This is a genomic window from Bifidobacterium olomucense, from assembly GCF_012932375.1.
GTDB lineage: Bacteria > Actinomycetota > Actinomycetes > Actinomycetales > Bifidobacteriaceae > Bifidobacterium > Bifidobacterium olomucense.
This window is the reverse complement of sequence record NZ_JAAIIG010000001.1, coordinates 483,908-508,554: the sequence shown is the minus strand read 5'-3', so window position 1 is coordinate 508,554 and position 24,647 is coordinate 483,908. Positions and strand designations below refer to the sequence as shown.

Annotated in this window: 23 protein-coding genes; 12 read left to right on the top strand and 11 right to left on the bottom strand. The window is 59.8% G+C overall.

Going from position 1 to position 24,647, the window contains the following annotated elements:
• Positions 1-6: 6 nt before the first annotated feature.
• The 4 genes from G1C97_RS02160 to G1C97_RS02145 form a co-directional block, all read right to left on the bottom strand.
• Positions 7-396, bottom strand: coding sequence for a cold-shock protein (locus tag G1C97_RS02160; protein WP_100496101.1), 390 nt, complete (start codon positions 394-396; stop codon positions 7-9).
• A 75-nt stretch (positions 397-471) separates the two neighbouring features.
• Positions 472-2,457: a sensor histidine kinase gene (locus G1C97_RS02155; RefSeq protein WP_169240332.1), complete on the bottom strand. Its 1,986-nt coding sequence runs from the start codon at positions 2,455-2,457 to the stop codon at positions 472-474.
• Positions 2,458-2,669: 212 nt separating this feature from the next.
• Positions 2,670-3,401, bottom strand: a complete 732-nt coding sequence (locus tag G1C97_RS02150; RefSeq protein WP_100496102.1) for a response regulator transcription factor — start codon at positions 3,399-3,401, stop codon at positions 2,670-2,672.
• Positions 3,394-4,047: a TPM domain-containing protein gene (locus G1C97_RS02145; RefSeq protein WP_169240331.1), complete on the bottom strand. Its 654-nt coding sequence runs from the start codon at positions 4,045-4,047 to the stop codon at positions 3,394-3,396. The genes G1C97_RS02150 and G1C97_RS02145 overlap by 8 nt, the downstream gene beginning before the upstream one ends.
• 331 nt (positions 4,048-4,378) lie before the next feature.
• On the opposite strand from G1C97_RS02145, the gene G1C97_RS02140 reads away from it, so the two are divergent.
• Positions 4,379-4,669: a WXG100 family type VII secretion target gene (locus G1C97_RS02140; protein ID WP_169240271.1), complete on the top strand. Its 291-nt coding sequence runs from the start codon at positions 4,379-4,381 to the stop codon at positions 4,667-4,669.
• A 151-nt stretch (positions 4,670-4,820) separates the two neighbouring features.
• Here G1C97_RS02140 and groL read toward each other — a convergent pair whose 3' ends face one another.
• From groL to G1C97_RS02125, 3 genes are all read right to left on the bottom strand, one after another.
• A complete protein-coding gene (gene groL, locus G1C97_RS02135) occupies positions 4,821-6,446 on the bottom strand; it encodes a chaperonin GroEL (RefSeq protein WP_169240270.1) in 1,626 nt (541 codons plus the stop codon).
• Positions 6,447-6,756: 310 nt separating this feature from the next.
• Positions 6,757-6,993 (bottom strand): cold-shock protein, encoded by a 237-nt coding sequence (locus G1C97_RS02130; RefSeq protein WP_100496106.1) that lies wholly within the window; start codon positions 6,991-6,993, stop codon positions 6,757-6,759.
• A 272-nt stretch (positions 6,994-7,265) separates the two neighbouring features.
• Complete coding sequence (locus G1C97_RS02125) at positions 7,266-7,967, bottom strand: LytR C-terminal domain-containing protein (RefSeq protein ID WP_169240269.1); 702 nt, start codon at positions 7,965-7,967, stop codon at positions 7,266-7,268.
• A gap of 115 nt (positions 7,968-8,082) precedes the next feature.
• Between G1C97_RS02125 and G1C97_RS02120 the strand changes: the two genes are divergently transcribed.
• From G1C97_RS02120 to G1C97_RS02080, 9 genes are all read left to right on the top strand, one after another.
• Complete coding sequence (locus G1C97_RS02120) at positions 8,083-8,772, top strand: uracil-DNA glycosylase (RefSeq protein WP_169240268.1); 690 nt, start codon at positions 8,083-8,085, stop codon at positions 8,770-8,772.
• A 115-nt stretch (positions 8,773-8,887) separates the two neighbouring features.
• Entirely contained in the window at positions 8,888-9,982 is a 1,095-nt protein-coding gene (locus tag G1C97_RS02115) for an AAA family ATPase (RefSeq protein ID WP_169240267.1), read from the top strand.
• Positions 9,979-10,929, top strand: a complete 951-nt coding sequence (locus tag G1C97_RS02110) for a DUF58 domain-containing protein (RefSeq protein ID WP_169240266.1) — start codon at positions 9,979-9,981, stop codon at positions 10,927-10,929. Before G1C97_RS02115 ends, G1C97_RS02110 begins: the two co-directional genes overlap by 4 nt.
• Positions 10,926-11,507: a hypothetical protein gene (locus tag G1C97_RS02105; RefSeq protein ID WP_240950957.1), complete on the top strand. Its 582-nt coding sequence runs from the start codon at positions 10,926-10,928 to the stop codon at positions 11,505-11,507. The genes G1C97_RS02110 and G1C97_RS02105 overlap by 4 nt, the downstream gene beginning before the upstream one ends.
• Positions 11,504-12,562: a vWA domain-containing protein gene (locus tag G1C97_RS02100; protein ID WP_169240329.1), complete on the top strand. Its 1,059-nt coding sequence runs from the start codon at positions 11,504-11,506 to the stop codon at positions 12,560-12,562. The genes G1C97_RS02105 and G1C97_RS02100 overlap by 4 nt, the downstream gene beginning before the upstream one ends.
• Positions 12,559-13,590, top strand: a complete 1,032-nt coding sequence (locus G1C97_RS02095) for a vWA domain-containing protein (RefSeq protein WP_169240265.1) — start codon at positions 12,559-12,561, stop codon at positions 13,588-13,590. Before G1C97_RS02100 ends, G1C97_RS02095 begins: the two co-directional genes overlap by 4 nt.
• A gap of 83 nt (positions 13,591-13,673) precedes the next feature.
• The gene (locus tag G1C97_RS02090; RefSeq protein ID WP_169240328.1) at positions 13,674-14,180 is read left to right on the top strand and encodes a DUF6466 family protein; all 507 of its coding nucleotides are present in this window, start codon (positions 13,674-13,676) and stop codon (positions 14,178-14,180) included.
• A 220-nt stretch (positions 14,181-14,400) separates the two neighbouring features.
• Positions 14,401-14,754, top strand: coding sequence for a hypothetical protein (locus tag G1C97_RS02085; protein WP_169240264.1), 354 nt, complete (start codon positions 14,401-14,403; stop codon positions 14,752-14,754).
• Between the two features lie 6 nt (positions 14,755-14,760).
• Complete coding sequence (locus G1C97_RS02080; protein ID WP_169240263.1) at positions 14,761-16,371, top strand: PGAP1-like alpha/beta domain-containing protein; 1,611 nt, start codon at positions 14,761-14,763, stop codon at positions 16,369-16,371.
• Positions 16,372-16,485: 114 nt separating this feature from the next.
• Here the strand turns inward: G1C97_RS02080 and G1C97_RS02075 are convergent, their stop codons facing one another.
• From G1C97_RS02075 to G1C97_RS02060, 4 genes are all read right to left on the bottom strand, one after another.
• Entirely contained in the window at positions 16,486-17,457 is a 972-nt protein-coding gene (locus G1C97_RS02075) for a sensor histidine kinase (protein ID WP_205832466.1), read from the bottom strand.
• The gene (locus G1C97_RS02070; protein WP_169240262.1) at positions 17,451-18,323 is read right to left on the bottom strand and encodes a hypothetical protein; all 873 of its coding nucleotides are present in this window, start codon (positions 18,321-18,323) and stop codon (positions 17,451-17,453) included. The genes G1C97_RS02075 and G1C97_RS02070 overlap by 7 nt, the downstream gene beginning before the upstream one ends.
• Positions 18,320-19,267, bottom strand: a complete 948-nt coding sequence (locus G1C97_RS02065; RefSeq protein WP_100496115.1) for an ATP-binding cassette domain-containing protein — start codon at positions 19,265-19,267, stop codon at positions 18,320-18,322. The genes G1C97_RS02070 and G1C97_RS02065 overlap by 4 nt, the downstream gene beginning before the upstream one ends.
• Before the next feature lie 268 nt (positions 19,268-19,535).
• Positions 19,536-20,387, bottom strand: coding sequence for a response regulator transcription factor (locus G1C97_RS02060; protein WP_205832465.1), 852 nt, complete (start codon positions 20,385-20,387; stop codon positions 19,536-19,538).
• Positions 20,388-20,485: 98 nt separating this feature from the next.
• Here G1C97_RS02060 and purB point away from each other — a divergent pair, with 98 nt between their 5' ends.
• Positions 20,486-21,922, top strand: coding sequence for an adenylosuccinate lyase (gene purB, locus G1C97_RS02055; protein WP_169240261.1), 1,437 nt, complete (start codon positions 20,486-20,488; stop codon positions 21,920-21,922).
• A 199-nt stretch (positions 21,923-22,121) separates the two neighbouring features.
• Positions 22,122-24,578 carry a lysylphosphatidylglycerol synthase transmembrane domain-containing protein gene (locus G1C97_RS02050; RefSeq protein WP_240950955.1) on the top strand — a complete coding sequence of 819 codons (2,457 nt, stop codon included), beginning with the start codon at positions 22,122-22,124 and terminating at the stop codon, positions 24,576-24,578.
• The last annotated feature ends 69 nt before the right edge of the window (positions 24,579-24,647 follow it).

The following is a 24,647-nucleotide window of genomic DNA, read 5'->3' as shown; positions in this document are numbered from 1 at the left end:
ATCCAATCAGTCCTGTACGTCGAATTGATCCGCCACGGCACGCAGCAGCGTGGCCAGCTTCTTGCTTTCGGCGGAAGAGGGGTAATGATGGCGACGCAGCGTGTTACCGGCGGCGTCGAGCATCTTGATCAAGTCCTCACAGATGGCGGCCATGTCGTCCGGCTTCGGTCGGGTGGCCTTGACCAGGCTTGGAGCGGATACGATCAGCTTCACCCCCATGGCCTGTGGCCCACGACGGCCATCCACCACGGAGTATTCCACCTTGGCTCCCTTGCGCAGCGTAGTGGCGCCAGCAGGCAGGGCCTGAGCCGGCAGGAACACATCCTTGCCTTCCTCATTGGTGATGAAACCATAACCCTTGGCTGCGTCAAACCAACGAACTCGACCGGTGGGCATTCTCGAACCTTCCTTAATCAATCCTGATACGTCTATGGTAAACCAAAGGTATAGTCTACCTCACAGGTCTTGACCTCACGCTTTGGGCTGAGTCGTCGCGTTTTTACGCTCGCCGGAGAACCAGGAGGTTTTCTGCTTGGCCGGCTTGGTTTTCGTATTCTTAGATGCCGGCACAGGTGGCTCGGCCACTATCTGTTCGATGGGCAGAATCACGGTGAACGTCAGGCCGCCGCCTTCCGTGGCCGTGGCGCAGATGAAACCATGATGGGCCTTGACTACGGATTGCGCGATGGAAAGCCCCAAGCCGGTGCCACCCTTCTGACGTGCGCGGGAGGGGTCAGCGGTATAGAACCGTTCGAATATCTGAGAGCGAGATTCGTCCGGCACGCCGGGACCATGGTCGATGAATCGCAGCACCGCATACCGGTAACCGGTTTGCATGGCGTTGCCCACCTCCGCGGCATCGATGAAGCTTCTCAGAGAAGCGTCCGTGGCGGGCATGCCGGCGAGACGACGCGGGTCGATGGCCGCGGGAATCACGCCCAACGCGGCTTCTGACGGCGAATCCACCGGAGTGTACCGATGAATGTTGCCCACGATATTGGTCACCACCTGGCGCAGTCGGGACGCGTCTCCCGGAAGGACCACATCGGGCCACTGCCCCTCGGCGGTCGTCAAACGAGCCGGATGAGTCAGATCCTGAGCAGGTTCCAAGCGTATGATCTCACGCGTAATGGCTCGTTCCGGGTCTAGCGCGTGCAGATCATCCACCGCGTCGGATACCACCGAGGAAAGCCGCACCGTACCGTTTACATCGATTCCACGTCCTTCGTCAAGACGCGCAAGCGAAAGAAGGTCTTCGACCAGCACGGTCATACGCTGACTGGATTTCTCGATATGCTCGATGGATTCGTCGGCGCGTTCCAGCGCTCCCGGCATATCACGCTGCATCTTGTACAGCTCCGCGTATCCGTGAATGGCGGCCAACGGAGTGCGCAATTCATGGCTGGCGTCCGAGACGAACCGTTTCATTTTCTCCGTGGTCTCCGCCTGTTCGTGGAAACTCGATTCTATTCGGGTCAGCATGGTGTTCAGCGACGCGGCCAATGAGCCAACCTCCGTGTTCTCCGGCGCGGAGGGAATACGCTGGCTCAGGTCTCCGGCTGCGATTTTCGCCGCGGTTTTCTCCATACGCTTCAACGGCGTCATGGTGTGCTGGATGATCAGCGTGGACAGGGACCCGCCAAGCAGCACGACAGCGATACCGACAAGCACGCAGTACCGGGTAAGCGTGTTCACGGTATCGATTTGATCGGCCAAGGACAGGCCGATGTACACCACGCCGCGCACCTTCTTGCCGTCCTGAGTCGGTTCGGTCCATTGCAATGGCAGAATACGCCATGGCGCGCGTGCTGTGGACAATGTGGAATGGCTGACGTTCGCGGATGGATTCGCCAACATTTTGGTTATCGTGCCAGAGGAATCTGTGCTGTCCGAACCGCTCGAACCGTCCGATCCATCAGAGCCGCCGGACTCGGAGTTTTGGCCGCCGTTGGTTTTGGGCGTCGCGTTGTTGTCGGTGGCGTTCTCCCGTACCTGAACAATCTGTTTGGCCACCGACTGGGTGGTGAACTGCTTACCCAGTGTGATGCCTGAGGTATCCCCATAGGTGGGCAGTATCGGCACGGAGACGATACCGTCCTGCATCTGCGGCATCAACGGCGTGATCACCAGCGGATTGCCGTCCTCATCCTTGGTGCCGTCGGTGTACTGGATCTGCAGGAAGTATGAGTTCGGCCCGGAATTGTCGTTGTTTGAGAGCAAATCGATACTCTGGAATATCAAATCTTTCTGCTGCACAAGCTGGGTATCCGTTTTCTGCAGCATATAGTTGCTCACCAACGCACGAATGGAGAACGAGATCACCGTCACGCCGACCAGCAGTACGGCGATCGTGCACGCCATGAGCTTGCTGCCCAAGGACACACGATCCAGATGCCGCATCACTACGTTCTTTTTGCGCTCATGATGTTCCTGAAGATGGGTGGCAAATGCAGGCATGCCGGCACCGTATGGCCCAAACCGTGCCGGTCCGTCGTGCGGCCGACCGTCGGCTGCGGTTTGACGCGCACATGCATTGGTGTCTGCTGGCTTATCGGAATTACTCATAGGACCGCTTCGTGCAGAGAAAAACGTACAGGGGGGCGCAGTCGGATGATTCGACCGGCGATGATCAGGCTCGGCCAGGCGAATCCGTTCGACTTATGAATCGGCTAGTTCTTCGGCTCGCGAATCATGTAGCCGATGCCGCGCTTGGTTTCGATCAATGGCGTCACCTTATGCGTTTCGCCGTTCTCGTCGGTGTACGTAATGCCGTCCACCTTCTTACGCAGGTAGGAAATATAGGATTCGACGATGGCCGCGTCCCCGCCCCAGTCGTACTGCCAGACATGATCGAGAATCTGGGCCTTGGACAGCACTCGGCCTTCGTTGTCCATCAGGTAACGCAGCAGCTTGTATTCGGTGGGGCTCAGGTCAACGGTCTGCCCCGCACGGGTCACGTCATGGGAATCTTCATTGATCTCAAGGTCGGCGACGCGGATAATCGGATCATCTTCGACCTGCTCACGGGTCCGTCTGAGGATGGCGCGGATGCGAGCCACGACTTCCTCCAGGCTAAACGGTTTGGTCACGTAATCGTCGCCGCCGACGGTCAGGCCCATGATCTTGTCTTGCGTATCATCACGAGCGGTCAGGAAGAGCACCGGCGCATCGATACCCTCCTGACGGATACGACGGGTCACGGTAAAGCCGTCGATATCAGGCAGCATGACATCCAACACAATCAGGTCGGGCTGCACCTTTTCGATGACCTCAATCGCTTCGGAGCCGGAAGCTGCGGTATTGACCTCGAATCCGGCGAAATGCAATGAGGCGACGAGCAGTTCACGAATGGACGGCTCGTCGTCTACAACAACAATCGATGCTTCAATAGGCTTACTCATGCTTCCTAGAGTGTCGCGCTCGTCTGGGTGTTTCCTGAATGTCATCTTGGAGTTCCGTCTTGGCGGACTTGGCGATCTTCTTGCGATGGCGAATCAGCACGGTCACCACGATGATGAGCACCAGCACGGCCAGTGCCACGCCCATCACAATCACGCCAATTCTCACTGCGGACGAAGATGTGGACGTCTTCTTGGATTTCGCGATCTGATCCATCAGCGCAATCGCGGACTGCGACCAGTTCGGCGTGCTCTCCATCAACGGCTGCTGGGCGACTGCGGACAACTTATCGACTGTGTCTTTCTTTTTGAGCCATTCATCGGAGTTCTTCGATACAGCCACCACCAGATTGCCGTCGTTTGAAGCCACGGCCAGCATCACCGTGTTCGGTTTGGGATCAGTGGATTCCAGCACGTTCCTGGCCCAATCCTCCGGCGTCTGCTCGCTGTTGAAGCTGGACAGATACAGCAAATGCACATGCACGCCCGTATCCTTTTCGGTTTGGGCGATGGCGTCCGAAACCTCCGCGGCATGCGAGCCCAACAGGTTTTCGGTATCGGTGATGTTCTCGGTGATGGTCACGCCGTTGTCGTTGCCGTCGCTGCTGGTACCGGAATCATCCCCAAAAGCGCTCGGAGTTATCCACATAACGCTCATCATCACCGCTACCAGTGCGCAAACGGCGAAAACAAGCCACTTTGCAGCTATTTGGCGACCCTCGATGTAGTGCTTGGTCGAAGCTGGAACCACAATAGTCGTTTTTTCCTCTGCCCAATTCGTCTGTGACATATGCTCAACCTTAGCGTCCGGTATTGGCAATGGAGCTGCATATGCCGTACAGAACGGCATCGGCGACGATATTGGCGGGGTTCCGGAAGGCTGAGTATCCGTCCGACCGCGGTTCTCCTGCATGCTACGGGAATCGGATCGGCGACGGATACGACAAATACAGCAGATACAGATAAGGAAAGGAGCAACGATGCCCCAATATCAAGTGGATTCGGAGCGGATTCAATCATCCTCTGCCGCCGTGGCAGGTTCCGTGGCACAAATCCGGCAGGCGGTGAGCGGCATGTACGCCAATCTCAATACGCTGCAGGAGGCATGGCGCGGATCGGCCGCCACGCAATTCTCTGCCGTCGTGGCACAGTGGTGTGCGGCCCAACAGCAGATGGAAACCTCTTTGGAAGCGATTCAGCATTCGCTGACGCAAGCGTCCGCGGTCTACGCCGATGCCGAAGCACAGGCGGCAAGATTGTTCGCCCATTGACCGGCATCGTACGAATAATCGTATGGATAACAGTACGAAAAAGTGGAGGAGACTCCCACAAAGAGAGTCTCCTCCACTTACTGTTCAGGCATTGCGCTGAATGGTCAGAGTCAATCTCGACCGTTCAGCTGAGCTTTCAATCCGCTTGGGATCAGTAGCCCATGTCAGCGCCGGCGGCCGGGGCAGCGGCCTTCGGCTCCGGCTTGTTGGCCACGACAGCCTCGGTGGTCAGGAACAGGCCAGCGATGGAGGCGGCGTTCTGCAGAGCGGAACGGGTCACCTTGACCGGGTCGGTCACGCCGGCGGCCATCAGATCCTCGTAGGTGTCGGTGGCGGCGTTGAAGCCTTCGCCGTCCGGCAGGGAACGGACCTTGTTGATCACCACGTCGCCGGACACGCCAGCGTTCTCGGCGATCTGCTTGATCGGGGCCTCGATGGCGCGGAACACGATAGCGGCACCGGTGGCCTCTTCGCCGGTCAGGGAGGTCACAGCCTCATCGGACTCGGCCTTGGCAGCGGCCTGGACGAGGGCCACGCCACCGCCGGGCAGCAGACCTTCCTCAATGGCGGCCTTGGCGTTACGCACAGCATCCTCGATGCGGTGCTTACGCTCCTTGGCCTCAACCTCGGTGGCAGCACCGACCTTGATAACAGCCACACCGCCGGCCAGCTTGGCCAGACGCTCCTGCAGCTTCTCACGATCGTAATCGGAATCGGTGTTCTCGATCTCAGCGCGAATCTGGGCAACGCGAGCGTCGATGTCTTCCTTGGAGCCGGCACCCTGCACGATGGTGGTCTCGTCCTTGGAGACGATGACCTTCTTGGCGTGGCCAAGCACGGAGACGTCGATGGAGTCGAGCTTCAGACCCAGCTCATCGGAGACGACCTGAGCACCGGTCAGAATGGCCATATCCTGCAGCATGGCCTTACGACGGTCGCCGAAGCCCGGAGCCTTGACGGCGCAGGACTTGAAGGTGCCACGGATGTTGTTCAGGATCAGGGTCGGCAGAGCCTCGCCGTCAACATCCTCAGCGATGATCAGCAGCGGCTTGCCGGTCTTCATGACCAGCTCGGCAACGTGGACGATGTCCTGCTGGGAGGAGACCTTGCTGGAAGTCAGCAGGATGTACGGATCCTCCAGCACGGCGGTCTGATCGTCGGCGTTGGTGACGAAGTACGGAGCGATGTAGCCCTTGTCGAAGCGCATGCCCTCGGTGAAGTCGAGGTCCAGACCGAAGCGGTTGTTGTCCTCGACGGTCACGACGCCGTCCTGACCGACCTTATCCAGAGCCTCAGCGATCTTCTCGCCGACCTCGGGGTCAGCGGCGGAGATGGTAGCGGTGGCAGCGATCTGGTCCTTGGTCTCAACATCCTTGGCAGCTGCGACGAGCTCCTTGACGATGACCTCGGTGGCCTTCTCGATGCCGCGACGCAGGGCGATCGGGTTGGAACCGGCAACAACGTTCTTCAGACCCTCGTGAACCAGGGACTGAGCCAGCACGGTAGCGGTGGTGGTGCCGTCGCCAGCGACGTCGTCGGTCTTCTTGGCGACTTCCTTGACCAGCTCGGCGCCGATGCGCTCGTACGGATCCTCAAGATCGATCTCCTTGGCGATGGACACACCATCGTTGGTGATGGTCGGAGCGCCATAGGTCTTGTCGAGCACGACGTTGCGGCCCTTCGGACCCAGCGTGACCTTGACGGTGTTGGCGAGCTTGTCAAGGCCCTCCAGCATGCCCTGACGGGCTTCCTCATCATAAGCAATGATCTTTGCCATGGTTGTGTGTTCCTCCAAATGGCTATGTATACCGGTTATCACCCGTGGCAGCCGATCCATGATCACCGACCGTCAGCTGCCGGTTATCACTCTCGACCTCCGAGTGCTAACCCAGACATTAGCACTCTCACCCGCCGAGTGCCAACATACGCTTGTGCGATTGTGCTCTCGGCATGAAAAGATGCCTTATCCGCACAACGCCGTTCTGTATTGCCGCTTTCGTATTGCCGCCTTCTCGGGCAGGTAACAGAAAACCCCGGCCGCTTATGCGACCGAGGTTTCATGTACACATCCTTGCATGCGCCGGGTGTCAGGCTTGAACCTCACCGGAGGACAACTTCACCACATCCTTCGCCTGGGTTCCCTTGCCGGAGGGAGCCGGCGTATACTCCACGCGGTCGCCCTCATGCAGCATCTTGAACTTATTGGTGCTGCCGTCATCCTTGATTTCCGCGTAGTGCACGAAAACGTCCTCGCCGCCGCCGTCCGGCTGGATGAACCCGAACCCTTTCTTGGCAAGGAAGAACTTCACGGTACCTTGTGCCATACTTGATCTTTCCTTTATTCCCATAAGGTGTCGCGACACATACCTATAGGGAACGTAGAAAGAACCGCATCGCGCTCCCCCTACCTCGCGACTAAGCCACGATTGTACAGTGACGAGGGAACAATCGTCATCAAGGCAACGGAAAAATGATCAAAATTCGTTCAAATTCTCACTTTTCCGACCATTGTCAGCGCATGCCCGACGACGTCCATACCAGCCATTGACATCCCCGCACCGCCTGTCGGCGCGACGGCCGCCGGCGACTGAACCGGCTAGTTGAGCAGCACCACCGTAATCGGCACATCAAGCCCCTGAGCCTGTTCGACCGTGGCGATGCCAAGCGTAGAGGCCACATCCTCGGCGGTGGCCTTGTCAGCTTCATTCTGATACCACACCACCGTGGTCGCAGGCAGTGTGGAACCGGTCGGATTGCTCGCTTCGACACTGGTATATCCGGCGGTTTGCAATACATCGGCCTTCTGACCTGCGTATCCCGTCACGCCTGTGGCATTAATCACACGGACCTGAGTGGCCTTGTTCACCACAGCCGTGTCCTGAGCATTGCCGGCCTGATCGTTGGCCTGAGAAGACTGGTCCGTGCCATCGGTGCTCTGGTTGGACGAATTCGAGGAATCAGAGGAGTCGGACGACTGATCGGACTTCTTGCTGTCCGTGCTGTCGCTCGTCGTGGAATCCGTGGTGGAATCCTTCGTGGAATCACTGCCGGAATCATTCGAGGATGCCGTCTCGGAAGTGGACGACGAAGAGGAGATGCCGAAGAACGCTTTGTATTCGCCGGACATCCATGCCCATGCGCCGAAACCGCACAACGCCGCCACCAAAACAACAATGACGAATGGGCGCACACGCGCCCCCACAGAACGGGGGCCCCGATGAACGCCGACAGGACCCCGGGGAGGATTATCGAAAGCATCCCGCTGATATGAGTCGTAGGTTTCGCCTTTGCGCGCCATGGCCGCCCTTCCTTCCTGCACAACTATCCACGTAGTGTAATCGGCACCCAGCATGTTGGTCCACTCCACCACGCCCCATGCACCGGATATGCACGTTTGACTACAGTAGTGAACCATGATCAAACCACTCAATGAACTGGTCGAATCCGGATGGGCGCACGCGCTGGCGGACGTCGAGCCGAACATCCATCGCATGGGAGATTTTCTACGCGCCGAAAACGCGGCCGGACACCCCTGGCTACCGGCAAGCCACGATGTGCTGCGCGCCTTCACCATCCCGTTCGACTCCATCAAGGTGCTGATCGTGGGGCAAGACCCCTACCCCACACCGGGGCATCCGGTGGGCCTGAGCTTCTGCGTGGCACCGGACGTGCGTCCGCTGCCCAAAAGCCTTGTCAATATTTATAAGGAGCTGGTGGATGATCTCGGCGTCCCCATGCCGCCCAACGGCGATCTGACCCCGTGGACGCAACGCGGTGTGATGCTGCTCAACAGATGCCTGACCGTAGGCGTCGGTCGCCCGAACTCGCATCAGGGCAAGGGGTGGGAAGAGGTCACCGAAGCCGCAATCCATGCACTGAACGCCCGCACGGACGCCGAAGGACACCCCAAGCCACTGGTGGCAATTCTCTGGGGGCGTAATGCGCAAAGTCTTGAACCGTTGCTGACCAATGCGTTCATCATCAAATCCCCTCACCCCAGCCCGCTGTCCGCATCACGCGGATTCTTCGGATCCAAGCCGTTCTCCCGAGCCAATCAAGCGCTTGTCAACATGGGAGTGGAACCCATCGACTGGCGTCTCTAGGCCGTCTGAGCAGCTGAGCCCAACGGCGAATTACGACGAACGTATACCTGACCCATGCTGAGGGAGCCTTCTTCCTCACAGCGCTCCGTCAGCGCGAGTCGTTACAGTGGTGGGCATGACTTTGTTCCCCACGCAACCGAATCTTCCCCCGCAGGCAGCCGGCATGAGGCCACTCAACGTGCCTGCCCCATCACCATCGGCGAACGCATCCGCCCCCGCGTTGAATATCGATGATGCGAAGCGCGCCCATATGCTGGCCGATACCATTCGGGCGCGTTTCGCCCAGACGCTGGTGGGTCAAGACAATCTGCGCGAATCACTGATCGTCACTTTGGTGGCAGGCGGTCATATCCTCATCGAGTCGGTGCCTGGACTTGCGAAGACCACAGCTGCGCAAACACTGGCAACCTGCGTGTCCGGCTCGTTCAAACGCGTGCAGTGCACCCCTGATCTCATGCCTTCCGACTTGGTCGGCACTCAGGTATTCGACTTCGCCTCCCAGAAGTTCACCACGCAGATCGGCCCCATCCACGCCAATTTCGTGCTGCTGGACGAGATCAACCGTTCCAACGCCAAAACCCAGTCGGCCATGCTGGAAGCCATGGCGGAAGGCGCAACCACCATCGGCGGGCAGCGCATCCAGCTTCCCAAGCCGTTCATGGTGATCGCCACCGAGAACCCCATCGAGGAAGAAGGCACCTTCAACCTGCCCGAAGCGCAGATGGATCGTTTCATGATGAAAGCGGTCATGACCTATCCGAGCGCCGATGAGGAGGCGCGCATGCTCGCCATGCTCACCCGACGAGGTGCCGATATGATCGGCCCGGATACGCTGACCGGCGATCGCATCACAGTGGCGGACGTCGAGTTCCTGCGTCAGGCCGCCCGCCGCGTACATGTCGCCGATGCGATCATGCGTTATGCCGTCGATATCGCCGCCACCTCACGCGGCGCCGGCACCCGTCCGATCAAGGGACTGTCCGCCTTGGTGCGTCTGGGCGCTTCGCCGCGCGCCACCATCGCCCTGATTCGTATCGGTCAGGCCAAGGCCTTGCTCGCCGGCCGCGACTATGTGGTCCCGGAAGACATCAAGGCTTTCGCCCACGAAGTGCTGCGCCATCGCATCATGCTTACTTTCGAGGCGCTGGCCGACGGCGTGGTCAGTGATCAGATCGTCGACAAAATCGTGGAAACGGTCCCGGTTCCGTGAGTTCCGATTCCGTACGCAGAAAAATCGAGGCCCTCGGCACGCAATTGAATCTGCCCACCGTACGCAAGGCATTGGGTGTGCTGGAGGGCGAACACGCATCCGGACGCCGTGGTGGCGCCGGAGACGTGATGGACGTTCACGCCTATGAGCCGGGTGACGAATCACGTCTGATCGACTGGAAGACCAGTGCAAGACAAGGTCGTCCGATGGTGGTCGAGCGAGAGCGGCTGTCCACTTCCAGAGTCTGGCTGTTGATGGATGTGGGCCGTGAGATGACCGGCGCATGCCCTTCCGGGGAGAGGGCATGGCAGGTGGCGGCGAATGCGTTGCGGATGTTCGCTGCATTGTCGTTGCGCCGGGCCGACGATATCTCTCTGGTGTTCGGCGACGAGTCGAGCATCACGCGTGTGCCGTTCAACGGCGGTTTCGCGCAATTCGAGCGCACGCTGGACAAGGCTTTGGAGCGCGACTGGGATCATCGGCGCAATATCGATGCATTGCTGGAGTATGCGCGTCGCGTCAAGGACCGTGACGCATTGATCGTGCTGGCCACCGACGAGCACGCATTGGAGGAGCGTCATATCGAAGCCATACGTCGCATTGCCCGCACGCATCCGATGGTGCTGATCGATGTGGGCACGTTGAACCCGTTCACGGTTCCCGCCAAAGACGAGCGCCGTAGCATCACCGATGGCGTGGGACCGCGTCGAGTACCTGCATTCCTGCGCTCCACAACGGCCGCCGCACAGGTTGATGCGCATCGCGCCTATATGGCGGCGGCGTTGGAGCAGGAGCTCGCCAAGGCCGGCTCCCATATGATCCATGCGTCTTCCAGCGAAGACATGTTCCGCCGTTTCGTCCGTCTGGTCAGCGCGGCGTTGGCCCGCACCACGCGCAACCGGCTGGGACAGCTGCCTGAATTGAACGGATTGGCGGGCGCGCAATGATTGAACTGACCGATACGGGAATCACGAATATGCTGACGAATGCCGTCACGCTCGCCGATGAAATCGGCGATCTCAAACCGGTGGATTCCCTTGCCTTGTCCGGCTCGCTGATCGCTGTGATCGCGGTATGCCTGTTGGCCGCCGTGGTGCTGATCATATTGACGGTACTGCTTGGCCGCCCTGCGCGACGGACACAATCCAATGCCCCGTCTCGCGGTGCGCACAGCGGCAACGCCTCGAAGAACGTGTGGCGTGCGCGTATCGATGATGTCGTGAATCGGCATGCGGCCGGCGAACTCGAACGCGCCGAAGCCTTCGCCGAATTGGCGGCCATCGCCCGTCAGTTCGCCAGCTCGGCTTCAGGACGGCAATTCGAGTCCAGTACGCTTACCGATTTGACCTATTTGACGCGCACCCCCGCGAACCGACAAAGTCTGGATACGCTCAAACAGACCATCAGCGCCTTGTATCCGCCGGAATTCGCCGATGATGACTCGTTCCATCGTCAATCCGGTGAGGTCAGTGTGCAGCAGGCCGCTCAATGGGTATCCAATCTGGTGGAAAGGTGGCGTTTCTGATGCTTGCATGGCATTGGCCTTGGGGCTTGCTGGCCGGCACATTGGCGGCGCTGGCGTTCATCGTGCTGGCTTTTGCGTTCGCAAGACGCAGTCGCACCGGTGAAGAGCCCGTGTTTTCGCTGGACGATGATCTCAATACGGAGTATGCGTCACGCATGTTCCGTCAATGGCGTGTGCTGAACCGTCTGAGCGTTGCACTGATGATTGTGGCACTCGGATTGGCCGTTGTGCTTATCGGCCGCCCCAGTCAGGTGGATTCGGGAGACGAACGTGCGTCGAGCCGAGACATTGTGCTGTGCTTGGATGTTTCCGGCTCCACGCTCCCCTATGATCGGCAGGTGATCGACACCTATCTTGAGCTGGTGAAGCATTTCGAGGGCGAACGAATCGGTTTGAGTATTTTCAATTCGACGTCCCGCACGGTATTTCCGCTCACCGATGATTACGCGCTGGTCACCGATCAATTGACGGCCGCGAGCAAAGTGCTGAAAGGCGTTGAATCGCAGGACGATATCGACAAGATGTCCGATACCGAATATCAGAGCATCGCCCGATGGCTTGAGGGTACGCAGAACCGCAAGGATGCCACTTCATTGATCGGTGACGGCGTGGTTTCCTGCGCGGCGATGCTGCCGGGGTTCGCCTACGGCGACGCGAATCAGACCAATGCGGAGCGGGCTCGTGCGGCCTCCATCGTGCTGGCCACCGACAATGTGGTGTCAGGCACGCCGACATACTCGCTCGCCGAGGCGTTGGACTTGACCAAGCAGACCCAGATTACGGTGGACGGCCTGTATTCCGGACCGAAATCCAGCGAAAACGATCAGGCCACACTCGAAATGCAATCCGCGATCGAATCCCACGGCGGGATTTTCCTGACGCAATCAAGCGGAGCTTCGGTCAACGAACTGATCAAGGATATCCAGTCACGACGCGATACGGATGTGGAGAACAAGGCGAAATCCGCCATGACGGACGCCCCGGGACTGTGGGTACTCGCGTTGGTCATCATATTGGCGTTGTGGATCGCATGCGCATGGAGGTTGAAGCGATGACCGGATTCACCTTCTCCCCCGTTTTCGGCTGGCTCGTCTCGGGAATCCTCGCCGCGGCACTTGGTCTTATGGCCGTGGCGGAAATCGTGTTGTTCGTACGCCGACGCGCCAACAGTGACGAAACCGTTGTGGCGGCCATACGACGCACGCTGATGCTGTTGATCGCTGCGATCATGGTGCTGACGCCGAGTACGGTGTCTTCGACGACCTCCCGCGCGGTCAATGCCACGGATGTGATCGTGGCCGTTGATACCACCGGTTCCATGGCTGTAACGGATGCCCAGTACGGTTCGGATCAGGCCATCACCCGCATCGAGGCCGCGCGCGACGCAGTACACGGATTGACCGACGCTTATCCTGACGCCAGTTTCGCAGCCATTCGATTCGGCGCTTCGGGCACGCTCGACGTACCGCTCACGCCAGATGTTCCCGCCATCGACAATTGGGCGGATACGCTGGCGGTAGAGTCCACATCCACGTCATCCGGCTCCAGCTTGGATGCTCCGATCGATCAGCTGCTGGTGACCGCCAAGGCGATTCGTGAGGCGCATCCCGATGACGCCATCATCCTGTATCTCATCACCGACGGCGAGCAGACCTCGAATGTCACGCGCCGCACCTTCTCCTCGCTGCGCCAGTATCTTGATGATGGGTTCACCATAGGTGTGGGATCGACCGCAGGCGGCAAGATTCCGATCGTCGCCGATGGCGTCAGTGCCGGCGATTCCAACAACACCGGACAATGGGTGATTGATCCGGATACCGGTCAGCCGGGAGTCTCCAAGATGGATGAGGACACGCTCAAGGCGATCGCCGATGAGATCAGCGGCACTTACGTGGCGATGAACGCCACCACGACTGCGGCAAACGCGGTCTCGGCCAAGGCCTCGAACCAATGGAAGGTGACCGCTACGGTCAAGGAACGCACGCGCGTCACACCTGTGGTATGGCCGTTGGCCATAGCTTTGGCCGCTCTGTTGGCATGGGAGGTCGGCGCATGGCTGGCAGCTTCAAGGAGGTTCCTATGATGAACAGCAACGTTGATACGCCGCGCCGTGGCGTATCTCGCGCTCCGCTTGGCGTACGCATCGCATTGGCGATTGTCGCCGTGCTGCTGGTCGTCGTGGCCGGTGTGGCTGCAGTGAATCTCTCGGCCTCCAGGTCGTTCAATCAGGCCACCAAGTCGTTAAACGCCAACATCAAGGCTGCACAGGACGATTCCACGGATATCACCACGTTGCATGCGCAGCAACAGCAGACCGATGCCCAGTTCGCCGAAGCCGGACGTATGCGCTCGTTGCTGCTGCCTTCAATTCGCGACGCCATTGACGCGAATGCCGATATATCCTCACAGCTGACGAAAATCACGCTCAAACGTGCCGAAGTGCAGGGCAACGGCGCAGACACCGACAACGCTCAGGCGCAACAGCAGACGGACTCCGCTACCTCCCAGAGCAAGAAGGGCGGTTCGCTCACCGAGGCGCAGAAGAAACAGGTCGAAGAGTTGCTCAAGGCCAACCAGCAATCCACCGACCCCCAGTCCGATGCCACTTCCTCCGAGTCCTCCGGACAACAAGCCACCGAGCATAAGGGCACGGGTGCGACCAAGCCCTGGTAGCGCACCATCTTGTGCATCACGATGCATGTCATATAGATGTATGACATACGAGGGTATCGATGAGGCCAATCTGCCGGTTCCGCCGATACCCTTTGTGACATCGTTGCCATATTCCACCTCTTGGACTTTTTCTGTTTGCACCATCCACATCATTTGTGCATAACTGAGGCGGAAAACGGCAAGCTGGAACCACATACCCCGGTTCGGGTGGACAACGCTCATGCCGAGGCCGTTATCTGGTGCCATGACCATGTATCGCAACTCATATGCCGCCACCACACCGTCGCCCATCGATCCGTTCGCCGGTCTCGCCGGCAATTCGTTCACACCGTTCGGGTATGACCAATGCCCATGTCATGACGCCGTGGAGCGCAGCCGCAATCTCATCGCCGTCCATCAGCGATCCACGCTGGCGCAGTCGGATCACGCTACCGTCGTGGCGTCCCGCGCGAAAGCCATCGCTTGGACCGGCAAAGCCGCCGATCTGTTTCGAACCCGGATGGACCGTGTCGCACAGTCGATACTGCTGCTGGATCAGGATATGGCGGCTACCGTCGCCATCGCTCAAAGGTAGCCGATCATGAACGAGCAGAACGATTGGTGGCAAGTGGAGTCGTCGGTGTACGGCGGCGTGGGCTATGCTCCGGCTCAGGTCGCTGAATACACGGCTTTGGCCAAGGCTTTGGACGATGAGGCAGACGGCTTTGCGGCGCTATCGAGCGCTTGGGGATCGGTGGCGTTGCAGCTCCAGTCACATCGCAACAGTGCGCCCATGTGCGCCACGCTCATCAGCGGGAATCCATCCATGACCATTCCGGGGCATGAAACCCTCGACTATGCGACGCTAGGAGAGCGTTGCCACATGCATGCGACGGCGTGCCAGCAACTGTGCGACGATCTCTACGCCACCGCCAATCTGCTGATTCGTGCGCACAGCCTGTATTCCGAAACGGAGTTGGCCAACCGGCGCGCGTTCACCGAATTGTTGCAAGCCGGCATACAGGCCGCTCCGGTGCACGGTCTCATCGGGCTCGGCGCGGTGGCCACAGGTGGTTTGCTGGCAGGCTGGGGCATTGATGGCAAGCCCGATCCGTCGTGGATGTCCACGTTCACTTCCCCGCTGCAGGAGGGGGCCATCAGCGGCATCGGCGCTCTGGTAGGAGGCGTGCCGATAGGCAAAGGCGTGGCCCATACCGATGAGGTCAATAAGGGTGCCGGCAAAATCGCCAGCGTATCCGGACCGGTCAAGGACATCATGCAAGGCAATCATCTCACCGTACGCGAGGTCACCACCGACGTCGATGTGGTGCGTGCCAGTGGAACGGTCAGCGAATCGATGGAGAATCTGCGGCGATTGGCGGAAGAGCGCCTCGGCAAGGTCGATCTGGGCAGCGGACTGGAATATGGCACCATAGCCATTCAACGATATGAACGCGGCGACGGCACGAATGCCTGGCTGGTCACCATTCCCGGCACGGACGGGCAGCCGGACTCTCCATTCGGTTGGGAACAGAATGTGGAGCTCATGAGCTCCGATCAGGAACGTCGACGCAGAGCGGATAGCGCACGGATGGTCGTCGAGGCCATGCAACAGGCAGGCATCGGCGCCGATGAGCCTGTAGCGATGGTAGGCCATTCGCAAGGCGGAATCGTGGCGGCGACCATCGCTTCAGATTGGGCGGATGACTACACCATAGAGCATGTGGTCACCGCCGGCTCTCCCGTGGCGAATCATCCGATTCCGAGCAGCACGTGGGTCACCAGCGTGGAAATCGATGATGAGTTCGTAGCCGCGCTGGACGGTGCCGCCAATCCGTCCACCGACAATTGGCTGACCGTCAGCGGGCATGTGTCACCCGCCCCGGCTCCGACGGAAAGCACCGTGGATGAGGATGGCGCATGTACTCCAGGTGCTACACGCATTTACGGGCTTACACCTTATGATGCCGCTCCGGTCGCTGGCGACGCCACCGACGGCAAGGAGATCAGCCATTGGCTCAAATACCATCAGGCCGCCTACCACAATGCCCTTGATATCGGGTCTCCGGCGGTCGAACGCCATGAGCAGCATTTCCAAGACACCATTCGCGGTGAATTGAAGGAAACCCGCTATTTCGAGGGTCGCATGACCAGTACCGCCATACTGGCCCCGGACTCCCTCTCCTCCGAGATCCAATCGTTCGCCGACTAGTCGCCGCGTTCCGGTGCAGATAGGTCGTTGTCAAAAAACAGGTCGTCGATATCGGCGTATCGCGGCAACGCACCCATCAGCCGCTCAACACCTGAATCACCTGAATCACCTGAATCATGAGTTAGTCGGCGTGATCGCAATGGACAGCAAGGCATCCGCAGCATCGGCGTTTGTGGCGCGCTCCACCGTGGCGGACAGATGAAGGTGCATGGCCCCGGCCAAGGATTGGGCTACCGCGAGCCCTAGGCCTGACCCTTTGGAGCCGCGGGCGTCATCCGCCTGATAGAAACGGTCGAACAGCCGAGCAGTATCGATGCCGGCGGCGGCTTGAGCGGCAATGGGGTTGGAGAATGCAATCGCGTCGCCGCGTTGCGTGATGACCGGCGCCCCGGCGCCATGTCTTAACGCATTGGTGACGAGATTGTCGATAATGCGACGCAGCGCGGTCCGATCAGCTTCCAGCATGAATCGCTCATCGTCAAATTCGAGTATCGGCTCCCACCCACGCTCCTCGAATTCGGGATAATGCCCCACGAGCACCTCGGCGATCAACGGCTGGACGGCAACCGGCTCAATATCAAGTATCTGATCAGGATCAGCGGCGCGCGCATAGGAGAACAATTGGTCAAGCAGATCTCGCACGTCATCCAACCGCTGCAACGCCACCTCCAAGTGGCGCTCGCGATCGGACGCCGGATGGGGTTGCATCTCGGTTCCCGGATTCCTTGTTGCCTGGCTACGGGCATCTTCCATCGCCAATTGAATATGCCCCTGCGCTCCCATAAGCGGCGTACGCACATCATGCGCAAGCGACGACAGGTCACGCTGGAATTCCTGCGCCTTGACCATCGCAGTGATCCGTTCGGTCTGGATCGTATCCAGTTGCGCGTTGATCGCCCGGGCAAGTTCACGGCTCGACCCGTCAGGCAGTTCCACGCTCAACCGTGCATTGCTCTCTGCCGGACGTTCGCGCAGGAAGCGCGCCATCCGCCGTATCTCGCGCCCATACACGGCCGAGCCGATCGCGATCCCCGCGACCAGCCCGGCCAGCAGTCCCATCATCACCATGTCACCGATTGTCAGCACACGTCACGACGGCGGTTGACAAGGAGCGTCGTGCCGACAGACAGGATGATCCAGCCGGCGAAGCAGATCAGCGCATGCGCCCAGACCGGCATGCCGAGCGATGCGCCGCCGGCCGTCGTGGCGAACAGTCCGGTGCCATCGGTGTACAGCTTCACGTTGTTCGACGGCAGCCACGGCGTCAGTCGCGCCATCCACGGCAGATACATGGCGGCCGACGACAGGACGATGTTCGCCAGCGATCCCAGGATACCCGCGCCAACCAGCACCGCGGCGGCGACTCCGAACGCCTTGCTGCGCACAATCATCGTCAGCGCGACGACGATCAGCACGAACGTGACCACGCCAAGTATCTTGAGCCCGCAGAATCCCAGATAGACGCCGACACGTTCCGCGTGGCGGAACCGAACGCCGAGCGCAAGGCACGCCAACTCCAGCGAGGCGATCGCCACGACCATGTTCCATACGGTCAGCAACACCGCCAGCACCAGTCGCCCGGCGACATAGCCCGACCTGCCGCGCCGTCCGGCGAGCAGGTTCTTGGCGAAGCCGGCGTCCCAGTCGTCCATCACGGCCAGTACGGCGAGCACGGCGACGAACATGGCCAGCATGGAACCGCCGCCCAGTCCCGAGCTGGACAACATCGCGGTATGTGAGTCCATCACGAGTCCGGACGCCGTCAGACCGGCGGCGTTGGCCGTAACCGTGACGCCGTCGGCATCGGTCTGCGTAGCCCCGGCGGCACCGCCAAGCAGCACCAGCGTGACGAGCAGGCCGGCGGTCAGCAGCACCGACAACACGGTGACGACCCAGAATTTGCGGCCGTGGATGAGGCGGTACAGGTCGGAATGCAGCAGGTTGAACATCATCGGTCCCCTTCCATACGGGCGTCGTCCATGAGGGCGACGAAATAGTCCTCCATGTCACGCGATTTCGCGGACAGTTCGAGGACGGTCTGGTTGGCGTCATGCAGAACGCGCGAGACTTCGGCCGCGTCGAAGCCGCCGGAGATAGTGATCGAGCCGTCGGGTTCGGCAGTGAAACGCACTGGATTGGCGCAGTCGTCTGCCAGCCGCTCCTCAAGAATCGCGAGTGCGGCGGCGGTGTCGGCGGTACGTACGGTGAGGCTGTCTCCGCAGTCGGCCTGCACCTGTTCGGCGGTCATCTCGCGCACCATGTGGCCGTTCGCGATGACGCCGTAATGAGTGCACATACGTTCCAGCTGGTCGAGGACATGCGAGCTGACGATAATGGTGATGCCACGCTGCTGGTTGAGTCGTACCAGATAATTGCGCATGCCCCGCGCCCCTTCCGGGTCGAGGCCGTTGAATGGCTCGTCGAGCAGGAGCAGGTCGGGGCTGCCGACGAGGGCGAGTGCAATACCGAGACGCTGTTTCATGCCAAGTGAGAATCCTTTGGTCTTTTTCCGACCGGTATTGCCCAGACCAACCTGGTCGAGCAGGGCATGGCAAACGGGTTTCGGATCGGCGACTCCGAAGGCAAGCGCCTGCGCCATCATCGTGTCGAATGCGCTCATATGCGGCAACAGACCAGGATTTTCGATAAGCGCTCCGACACGCTGCACTCCACCAGACCTGTCGGCTGTTGCGGTGGCCATATTGCCGAACAACGTGATTTCGCCGTCGCTCGGCGTCGCAAGCCCTGCGATCATCTTCATGACCGTCGACTTGCCGGCACCGTTTTTGCCGACGAATCCGTAAATCGCCCCTTGCGGTACGGTCATGTCAAGCTTGTCGACCACTCTTTTGCCGACGTACTGCTTGGCAAGCGAGCGTATGCGAATCGCATCCATCGTGCGTTCCTTTCCTGTCCATCATGCGTTGATGGGACTTACCGTACGGAATGGTTCTTGCGCAACGCTCACGCAGTGCTCGCGCAAGTCTTACGAAATCCTTGCGAAAGTATGACGCACCATCAGGCATTGTCGTGAAGCCGTTTGTATGTGCGCGCGATTTACGACGGCCGCGCGTACATACAAAGGATTTGGCCACATGAATCCTTTGTATGTTCGCGCCCATGTGCCGATTTGCGCGTACATACGAAGGATTCTCACGCGGCGCTCACACATCAAGCTTGAAACCGAGCCCCCAAACGGTTTTGATGTACGTTTCGGTGCCAGAAGGCTTCAATTTGGCTCGAATCTTGCTCACATGCGCGGTGACGGTGTTGTCGTCCACCATATACGGCTCGTTCCAACACAACTCGTATACCTGCTGTTTGGTGAAAACCGCATTGGGATGGGTCATCAGCAGTTCGATAATGCTGAATTCAGTGTTGGTGAGCGCCACCGGCTGCGCATCGACGGTGAACACATGGGAGAACGGGTCAAGAGTCCATCGTCCGGCAGTGACAGCATGGCCTTGCGCACCGTCCACGACCGCAATGTTATGCGCTTCCCCGCTCTGCCGAGATGATTGCCCTTTCTGCGGCACAGACCGGGAATCGCCGACGCCGCCTTCCGCCGGAGCCACGGGCGTCTCAGCACAACGGCCATATCCTCGGCCGCGCAATTGGGCTTCGACACGCACGACGAGCTCGTCCAGATCGAACGGCTTGACGAGATAATCGTCGGCACCGAGCTTCAGCAACGTCACGCGATCGGCCACGGTGTCCCGCGCGGAAATCACGATAATAGGCACGCCCGCGCCGCGTTCACGGAGCTCGGCTATCAACCGCTCTCCACTGAGACCTGGAAGCATGAGATCAGTGACGATGCAGTCGTATGCGCAAAATTCGTCAGATCCTGCAGCATCCCGAATACCGCAGGAGCCGGCACCCCGGTCCAACAGCAACCGCGCCTCTGAACCGGAATATGCGGGAGTGCAGGAGCAACCCGCCTTCGCGAGCCGTGTGCAGACCACCTCGTTGATATCCGCATCATCCTCAATGACCAGTATTCGCGCATTGTCCATAATCACTCAAGCGTACAGCCACCGCTGCTCGACGGTCTTATTCCCGTCCGCCAGGGTACGACACCACCGGTTCACGGCTGGAAGTACCCTAGGAGATTATGAAGCTTACCGACATTTCCCCCGCAATCGCACTGACCCCGCTTGACGGCCGTTATCATAACGCCACCGCCCCGCTTGTGGAATACCTGAGCGAGCCTGCTCTGAACCGCGAACGCATGCGCGTCGAGGTCGAGTGGATGATTCTTCTGGCCAACGGATTCGAAGGCAACGGCAACCAGCCGGTCGTGGACGGCGTCAAGCCGTTCACCGAGGAAGAGAAGTCCTTCCTGCGCGCCATCCCCGAGGATTTCGGCGCCGAAGGCATCGCCGCCCACGCCGCCCACGAAGCCGTCACCCACCATGATGTGAAGGCTGTGGAGTATTACATCGACGATCAGATCGACAAGGCTCCGGCCGAGCTGACCAACATCAACGACGCCTTGAAGACCTTGGTGCATTTCGCCTGCACCTCCGAAGACATCAACAACCTGTCCATCGCCCGTTGTGTGAAGAACGCGATGGAGAACGTCTGGACCCCGGCGTTCAAGGAGATCATCGACCACTTGGCCGAAAAGGCCGAGGAATACAAGGATAAGGCACTGCTCTCCCTGACCCATGGTCAGCCGGCAACCCCCACCACGCTCGGCAAGGAGCTGGCCGTCTATGTCTACCGTCTGAACCGTCAGTTGAAGCACATCGAAAACCAGGAGTATCTAGGCAAGATCAACGGTGCCACCGGCACGTTCGGCGCTCATTTGGCCGCCTGCCCGGATGTGGATTGGATCGCCGTCTCCCGCGAGTTCGTGACCAACCGCATGGGACTGACCTGGAACCCGCTGACCACCCAGATCGAATCCCACGACTGGCAGGCCGAGCTCTACTCCACCGTCTCCCATGCCAACCGCATCATGCACAACCTGTGCGTGGATGTCTGGATGTACATCTCCCGTGGCGTGTTCGCCCAGGTGCCGGTCAAGGGTGCCACCGGTTCCTCCACCATGCCGCACAAGGTGAACCCGATTCGCTTCGAAAACGCCGAAGCGAACTTCGAGATCTCCTGCTCGCTGCTCGACACGTTGTCCGCCACCCTTGTGGAATCCCGTTGGCAGCGCGATCTGACCGACTCCACCACCCAGCGCAACATCGGTTCCGCGCTCGGCTACTCCCAGCTGGCCCTGTACAACCTGATGGGTGGCCTGAAGTCCATTCACCCGAACGATCATGTGATCTCCCGCGAGCTGGATGAGAACTGGGAGGTGCTTGGCGAGCCGATCCAGACCGCCATGCGCGCCTGTGAGCTCAGGGGCCTGCCCGGCATGGACAAGCCGTACGAGAAGGTCAAGGAGCTCATGCGCGGTCACGAGATCAACAAGGAACAGGTCGAGGCGTTCATCGACCAGCAGTCCTTCGACCCTGAAACCGCGGCGCGTCTCAAGGCTTTGACGCCTGCTACATACACGGGTGTGGCTTCCAAGCTCGTTGAGTTCGACCGCTGACCCGTTTGACGAAACCGGCTGACAGGCACGAGTCCACGCGGCACTCCGCAGGGCTTGTGCCTGTTCTGCTTTCAGCTTCCTATAACTCTCACGTCCCGGACTTTTCGGTCCAGGTTGCCTTCCCATCATCCAATCCGGTATAAGGCAGGTGCGACACCGATCCATGGCCAGTGAACATCAGTCCCCAGCGGAACGACACATGAACGCAGCGACACCGTCATCGAACACCGAGCGGACGGCGTCGGACGGCCCGTTTATCGAAGACGTGCCCCCACGGCGGACACATGATTTTGCTGATTTGACCCGCGCTGCACTCTCACTGCTGATGGCCGCGGTGGTTATGGTATTCGCCGTATACCTGGGCGGCATGACGCGCGGCGTGGAAGACGATGCGCACACCGCCGCGCAGGCCATCAACTGGCTGGCGGATTTCCCGTCCACCGTGCTCACTCAGCTGGCCACCATCGTCATCGTGGTTATTGTGCTCGGACAGTTGTTGCTCACACGCGCATGGCTGGAAGCTGCGGTCTCGGCACTGTCCATGTTCGCCGGATATGGCGCGGTATGGGCGATTTCCGTATTGATCAGCGGCCTCCATGACGCCACGTTATCGATGGCGCTGGTTTCAGCCGCCACCACATTCGGCTCCACATTGCTACCGGATATCTACGCGGGTATGGCCGCGTTTCTGACCGCCGCCGGCCCCCGACGCATCCGCTCCTCGGTGAAATGGAGTTGGAACATACTCTATGCCACCGCTGCGGTGATGGTGGTGCTTTCCTGGCATTCGGTCACCGGCATGCTGGTATCGATGGCCGCCGGACGCACGGTAGGCATGCTGATCCGATTCCTCATCGGCACACAGAACACCGGCGTATGGGGCAACGAGTTGATCAACGCGCTCAAGGGCATCGGCTTGGATCCGGTTTCGCTGATTCGCCATCAAGACGCGCCCCTTGCCGGGCATGGCTCACTGGCGGCCACCCTTGACGACGATCTGGCTGAAGGCTCACGCATCTACGACTTGGAGACCGCGGGAGGACGTCGTTTCATCGTCTCCGTACTGGACGCACAATCCCATTCCGTGGGCTATCTGAAGCAATTATGGGACTGGGTGCGGTTCACCAGCGTATCCATCAGGCGAGATCGTTCGGTACGTGAATCCGTGCAGCATCATTTCGCGATGCTGCTGGGCCTCAATGCCATCAAACTGCCCGCTCCCAGCCCGTACGGCATGGCCGACACCGATGAATCGGCCATTCTGGTGCTTGATGCGCACACCATAGGTTTGCCGGCGAATTTGCGTACGCTGACCAAGGCCGATGCCGTGGCGTATATGCGTTACCTGTCCGTGGCCAATCGACGAGGATATACGCATCGACGCATCACACCGAACACGTTGGCCAGACTCGACGACGGCACCCGGGTGATCGCCGGCTGGCATAACGGCGACAATGCTTCAGCCCCCGCGAACATGGCGCTTGACAAAGTGCAACTGCTGGCCCTGTTCGCCGCATTGATCGGCGTGGACGACACCATCGAGGCGGCGCATGAGGCTTGGGGACAGACCACGTTGACCACGCTGGTGCCGTTTATCCAGAAGGTCGCCGTGCCTTCCGCCACGCGCGCGTTAGGCACATGGGACAAGCAGCTGCTCGCCGACTTGCGTACCCGTATCAACGCGATGACGGACGAGGAACTTGCGGAGAACACCGAACCGGTCACGCTCGCCCGCTTCTCCTGGCGATCGATGTTGACCATGCTGCTGATCATCGTGGCCGTAGTGGTGGTGTTCACGCAGCTCAATCCCGAAGAGATCATCGCCGCGATCAGGAACGCGAACCCGATCATGGCATTGGTGGTCATGGCGCTTGGCGTATGCGGTTGGATCGGTTCGTCCATTTCGCTGGGTGCGTTGATGAACCGCAACCGACGCGATACCGTAGGCGTGTTCATGAGCCAGGTCGCCGGCGGATTCGCCACCGTGTCCATGCCAGCCGGCGTGGGACCATCGTTCGTCAACCTTCAGTTCCTGCGCAAATCCGGCTACCGTAACACTCAGGCCACGGCTATCATGAGCGCCGCACTGGTGGTGTATTACGCCGTGTATTTCACGATGCTGGTCATCATCGGCCTGTTCACCGGTCGCAATACCTTCACCGGATCCATTCCGACGAACACGTTGGTGATTGTGCTGGGCATCGTGGTCGTGGTGCTTTCGGTGACGATGATGATTCCGCCCGCACGTCACTGGGTGACTCGCCGCCTGATGCCCTTGGCGAAGAACTATGTCAATCAGCTGCTCGATGTGCTGTCACACCCGCAGGAGTTGACGGTGAGCTGCCTCGGTGCCCTGTTCCAGAACATCACCACCGGTCTGGCGTTCTGGGCGGCGCTATTGGCTTTCGGACAGGCCGCGAATCCGATCGAGGTCACTTTCGTGTTCATGCTCGCCTATGCACTGGGTTCGGCCGTGCCCACACCCGGCGGTTTGGGCGGCGTGGAGGCTGCGTTGACATTCGCGTTCGTGGCATTCGGCGTTCCCCAAGGTGTTGCGCTTTCCGCCACGTTGCTGCATCGTGTGGTGTTCTATTGGTTGAGGATCCCTCTGGGAGCCGCTGCGATGAAGTGGCTGGACAACCATAATCTCGTCTGAACGGACGCTTAGGAACCAGTTCATTCCGGTTTACCCCCTTTCAGAACTCGTTCAACGCCTATTTCGACG